The 5306-nt window shown below is 37.2% G+C and carries 5 protein-coding genes; 3 read left to right on the forward strand and 2 right to left on the reverse strand.

Features of this window, described 5'->3' with window-relative positions; genetic code table 11:
- On the forward strand, nucleotides 1-225 hold a 225-nt coding region (locus WD048_04925; GenBank protein ID MEX0811539.1), incomplete at its 5' end, for a hypothetical protein.
- A gap of 81 nt (nucleotides 226-306) precedes the next feature.
- Nucleotides 307-1374, forward strand: coding sequence for a 3-phosphoserine/phosphohydroxythreonine transaminase (gene serC, locus WD048_04930; GenBank protein MEX0811540.1), 1068 nt, complete (start codon nucleotides 307-309; stop codon nucleotides 1372-1374).
- Nucleotides 1375-1576: 202 nt separating this feature from the next.
- Here the strand turns inward: serC and ruvB are convergent, their stop codons facing one another.
- Nucleotides 1577-2608 carry a Holliday junction branch migration DNA helicase RuvB gene (gene ruvB, locus WD048_04935; GenBank protein MEX0811541.1) on the reverse strand — a complete coding sequence of 344 codons (1032 nt, stop codon included), beginning with the start codon at nucleotides 2606-2608 and terminating at the stop codon, nucleotides 1577-1579.
- A gap of 296 nt (nucleotides 2609-2904) precedes the next feature.
- On the opposite strand from ruvB, the gene icd reads away from it, so the two are divergent.
- Complete coding sequence (gene icd, locus WD048_04940) at nucleotides 2905-4134, forward strand: NADP-dependent isocitrate dehydrogenase (protein ID MEX0811542.1); 1230 nt, start codon at nucleotides 2905-2907, stop codon at nucleotides 4132-4134.
- A 96-nt stretch (nucleotides 4135-4230) separates the two neighbouring features.
- Here the strand turns inward: icd and WD048_04945 are convergent, their stop codons facing one another.
- Nucleotides 4231-4722 (reverse strand): hypothetical protein, encoded by a 492-nt coding sequence (locus tag WD048_04945; GenBank protein ID MEX0811543.1) that lies wholly within the window; start codon nucleotides 4720-4722, stop codon nucleotides 4231-4233.
- Nucleotides 4723-5306 lie beyond the last annotated feature (584 nt).

Genomic DNA, 5306 nt, shown 5'->3' on the forward strand with positions numbered 1-5306 from the left:
TTGCATGTATTAAGCCTGCCGCTAGCGTTCATCCTGAGCCAGGATCAAACTCTCCGTTGTAAAAAAAGTTTGATAATCTTCGCTAGACTTGATGCTGTTTCTTACATTAAATCAAAGAACTTTTGCTTTTTGCTTGTCATTTTTAATGACCTATTCGCCAAAAGCGGACACAAAGATAACGACAAGTTTTCCGAACATCCAAATCATTTTTCAAAAAAAGATTGAGTTTTCGAAAAAAAAATCTTGCGGCTATTACAAGTCCTTATTTATCAGCATTTTTGACACGGAAATTTTTAAGAAAAAAAAATGAAGTACAATTTTAATGCCGGGCCGTCTCATCTAAATGAAGAGATTTTAGAAAGGATTTCTAACTCGATTAAGAATTTTGAAAACAGTGGACTTTCAATTATTGAATTGTCCCACCGGTCTAAAGAATTTGAATCTGTAATAGAGGAATGTAAAGTCCTTTTGTCTGAATTGCTGGGGCTTGATTCAGATAGTGAAGTCTTTTTTATGCAAGGAGGGGCAAGTTTTCAATTTTATACTTTGCCTTTTAATTTCTTAAGAACAAATGACTGTGTTTATTATGCAAATACTGGAAGGTGGGCTGAAAAAGCAATTGTTGAAGCTAAGCGTTTTGCTAAAGTAAAATTGGCCGGCAGCTCAAAGAGTGACAATTACTCTCGTATACCAGAATTAGAAATAACAAACGAAAATGCGCGATACCTACACATTACAAGTAATAATACCATTTATGGTACAGAATACTCAGGTATTCCCGATTGCCAGATTCCTATAGTAGCTGATATGTCTTCTGATATAATGGGGCGAAAGTTTGATTATAATGCTTTTGACCTGATTTATGCTGGCGCACAAAAAAACCTAGGGACAGCAGGTGTTGCTGTAGTTATTGCTAAAAAGCATTTTATTCAGGAGGCTAAAGAAGGCCTTCCTCCTATGCTTTCATATAAAAACATGATTGCGAATAATTCACTTTTTAATACTCCTCCTGTACTTGCTATATATATAGTGTTAGAAACTCTACGATGGTCAATAAGATATGGTGGTATTGAACGAATTGACAAAACCAACAGAGCAAAAGCAAAACTACTTTATAACACTATAGATGAAAGCAATCTATATTATGGAACTGCAAGGAAGGAAGACCGATCCCTTATGAATGTGTGTTTTAAATTAAAAGACAAATCCCTTGAAAACAAATTCATAGATTTCACAAATTCTCACGGAATTATTGGCATCAAAGGGCATCGCTCTTTTGGTGGGTTCAGAGCATCTTTATATAATTGTATCCCCCTGGAATATGTGAAGGTTTTGACAGATGTTATGAAAGAATTTGAACGCAAATACGGTTAAGTATAATCAGCAAAATAAATTTCGCAAAACATTAGCACGTCATTGTTGAAGAGATAAACCACATAGGCACATAGAACACATAGCTATATGCTTAAATGGTTCGTACATTGCAGAGTAAAGCCATTCTGCAAGGATGACTTTGTATATGCGATTGCTGAAGTTATTTTACTAAAGTTTAGTAGTTCGCATTATCACAATGCTTTTACTCATAAAATAGTGTTCCTTCATTTCCGGGGAATTTTTTGCCCTGATGAATGTATGCTTTTTCAGTAGCCTGTCGGCCACGAGGTGTTCTCTTTAAAAATCCTTCCTGGATTAAAAAGGGTTCATAAACTTCTTCAATAGTTCCTGCCTCCTCCCCCACTGCTGTGGCAATTGTAGTAAGCCCTACGGGTCCTCCAGAAAATTTTGAGATAATTGCACTTAAGATGCGATTGTCCATTTCATCAAGTCCGTGTTCATCTACATTAAGTGCTTCAAGCCCGTATTTTGATATTTCAAGATCGACAATACCGTTGCCTTTGATCATTGCAAAATCACGGATTCTTTTAAGCAAAAGATTTCCTATCCGGGGTGTTCCGCGGCTTCTTCGAGAAATCTCAAGTGCGCCATCGTCTGTTATCTCAGTTTCGAAGATGTGAGCAGAGCGTTTTAAAATTTTCTGAAGTACTTCTGGTGTGTAATATTCCATTCGTGAGGTGATTCCAAAACGAGATCTGAGGGGGGCTGTCAAAAGTCCCGACCGGGTAGTTGCTCCCACAAGGGTGAATGGGCTTAATTCTATTTGCACACTTCGCGCACTGGGGCCAGAATCTATCATTATATCTATTCTAAAATCTTCCATAGCTGAATAGAGGTATTCTTCCACTACAGGGCTCAAACGGTGAATTTCATCAATAAACAAAACATCTTTGGGTTCAAGGTTGGTAAGCAAACCAGCAAGGTCGCCAGGTTTTTCGAGTACAGGCCCTGATGTAACTTTAATTCCCACTCCCAGTTCCTGTGCAAGAATATGACTAAGCGTAGTTTTCCCAAGCCCGGGTGGGCCGTGTAGTAAAACATGGTCCATCGCTTCTCCCCTCAATTTTGCGGCCTGGGTAAAAATTTTCAGGTTCTCAAGTGTTTTGCTCTGACCACTGAAATCATCAAAACGAACAGGTCGCAGTTGTAATTCCAGTTGCTTTTCCTCTTCGCTAAGCTTGTCAAAATCAGGATCTAAATGGGTGTCGCGCATAATGATTAAATCTAGGGCTCTAATTTAAAATTAAAAAACGTTAAGCACTTAGCTTTTTAAAAAGTAGTGAAAACTCGATAAGAAATCACAAATTATCCTAAAAAGACAAAACAACTACCACTCTATTTCCTTTATAAACAAAGCATTGATTTTATCCCTATAATAAATCGGCCTGGACAATTAAAACTATACATCAATGTGTTTTGGAATTGATTGTACTTTTTAAAATTAGGAGATGATAAGCAAAATGGTAATTTTGTGATTGAAATAAATATTTATCCCAGAAAATTTTTGATATGAGTGGAGAAAAAATTGAACTAAAAGAAAAAGGTGTTTTAAGAGTGCCTGATAATCCTATTATTCCTTTTATTGAAGGCGATGGTATCGGCCCGGATATTTGGGCTGCTTCTCAAAATGTATTTGATGCTGCTGTAGAAAAAGCTTACAGTGGCAAAAGAAAAATTGTATGGAAAGAAATACTTGCAGGCGAAAAAGCATACAATGAAACCGGATCTTGGCTACCTGATGAAACATTGGATGCAATCAGGAAATATTTCATTGCAATAAAAGGACCGCTTACAACTCCAGTTGGAGGTGGTATTCGTTCTTTGAATGTTGCTCTTCGTCAGCAATTGGACTTATACGCTTGTGTTCGTCCCGTAAGATGGTTTAAAGGTGTTCCTTCTCCGGTAAAGGAACCAAATAAAGTAGATATGGTGATTTTCAGGGAGAATACTGAAGATATTTATGCCGGAATCGAATTCCAAAAAGGAACAGAGGATGCTAAAGTTTTTGCAGACTTTTTAAAGGATAAATTTCCTGAAAGATATAGTAATGTAAGATTTCCCAAGACTGCCGGTTATGGTATAAAGCCTGTATCTGAGGAAGGAACCCACAGACTTGTAAAAGCTGCCATAGATTACGCAATTGAGAAAAAATTACCTTCAGTGACATTGGTCCACAAAGGAAATATTATGAAGTTTACGGAGGGGGCTTTTAGAGATTGGGGATATGAATTAGCGAAAACAAGCTATGGTGCTACAGAATTGGATGGTGGCCCTTGGATGGAATTTGAGAAAGATGGTCATAAAATAGTTGTAAAAGATGTGATTGCAGATGCTTTTTTACAACAAATTTTGCTTCGTCCGTCTGATTATTCAGTGATTGCAACATTGAACTTGAATGGCGATTATGTTTCTGATGCCCTGGCAGCAGCTGTAGGTGGAATTGGAATTGCTCCGGGCGCAAACATCAATTATATTTCAGGACATGCTATTTTTGAGGCTACCCATGGAACTGCTCCAAAATATGCGGGTCAGGATAAAGTAAATCCTTCTTCTGTAATACTTTCTGGCGTAATGATGTTGGAACACCTCGGATGGACAGAAGCTGCTGATTTGATTGTGAAAGGCATTGAAGGTGCCATTGGTTCAAAACGAGTGACCTACGATTTTGAAAGACAAATGGAGGGTGCTACTTTATTGAAATGCTCTGAATTTGGCGATGAGATCGTGAAGCATATGTAAAACTGAATTTTTCAGTCACATTTATAAAACCACCCTGATTGAATTTGGGGTGGTTTTTTGTTTTCCCAATGGATCATAACCCATTAAAATATCTCCCTATTTGTAAACCCTAATTAAAAAATCCGTGCTTCGCTGATCATTGATTTTATAAGATGCAAGGTCAGTATAAATTTCTCTATCTCTATCTCTATTTCCCAATAAACCACATTCACCACAGCCTTTTTCTTCCGTTTCAAAATCAGTTATTGCGTATGATTCACCTGTACCATTGAGTATTAATTTGTATTCCTTAGCGATGTCAATTTTATCATTTAAATAAACACGATAGTATTCATTGAAATCTTTTTGAGTGAAATCAAAAAATGAGTCAATCGGATTTGTGAAATTTGAACTTGACTCATACACATAAATAGATACCGAGTCGATCTCTTCTTCTGAAAAACCGTGTAAATAAATGGTGTTCAGGTTATTTATTCCCCGGCAATATTCATCTTTACAGCGGCAAGCACTGATTATAAAGAAAACCACAAAACAGAAAAGTAAGCTTACTCTATTTTTCATAAAGCGAGAAGTAAAAAATTCATTCATAACTAAAGGTATTATTTTTAATAAATACTAATTTCTAAATCCTAAATAAATTCAAAATCACAATTTCTAATGTTTGAAACATTAGGTTTAGTTGCTTAGAATTTAACGCATTGGAGAATGAGTAAAGTTTGATTAGAGGAAAGCAAGTAAAACAAACCACTATTTCAAGTTACAAACTTGTTTTTATTTGTCAGTACTGTATAAAAAATGCAAGACGCATTCCAATCCCTTGCTCGCTGGAAGCGGAGCAAGGACGCTCAATGACCTCGTTTCCGTTTTCAAACCCGGCATTTCGGCTTCCCGCCAGAATGAATTCTTTCGGGCAGGCGCTCAATGTCCTCGCTTTACGTTTTAAAAGTAAAAACTGTCTGACGGCTACTAAATAGCTGCAAAAAACCCGTCAGTAGGTGTTGCTAAAGGTTTTTCCTTTTAACCTGCTCGTTTCGACTAGGCTCAACGAATATGAAATTAAAAAACGTAAACCCGCGTGAGGGATGGAAGCGGCATCCTTTTGGGCTGGGGCAACTATGTGTTGCGGGCTTTGGGAAAGCGACCAGCGGAAGCTCTTTCCAAAGTCCATTTGC

The organism is Chitinophagales bacterium (assembly GCA_040877935.1).
In the GTDB taxonomy this organism is placed as follows: domain Bacteria; phylum Bacteroidota; class Bacteroidia; order Chitinophagales; family CAIOSU01; genus JBBDNB01.

What these genes read in the sequence shown, in the direction of transcription:
- WD048_04945 (MEX0811543.1), bottom strand. Translation starts at nt 4,722, where the DNA reads ATGAATGAATTTTTTACTTCTCGCTTTATGAAAAATAGAGTAAGCTTA.
- icd (MEX0811542.1), top strand. Translation starts at nt 2,905, where the DNA reads ATGAGTGGAGAAAAAATTGAACTAAAAGAAAAAGGTGTTTTAAGAGTG.
- ruvB (MEX0811541.1), bottom strand. Translation starts at nt 2,608, where the DNA reads ATGCGCGACACCCATTTAGATCCTGATTTTGACAAGCTTAGCGAAGAG.
- serC (MEX0811540.1), top strand. Translation starts at nt 307, where the DNA reads ATGAAGTACAATTTTAATGCCGGGCCGTCTCATCTAAATGAAGAGATT.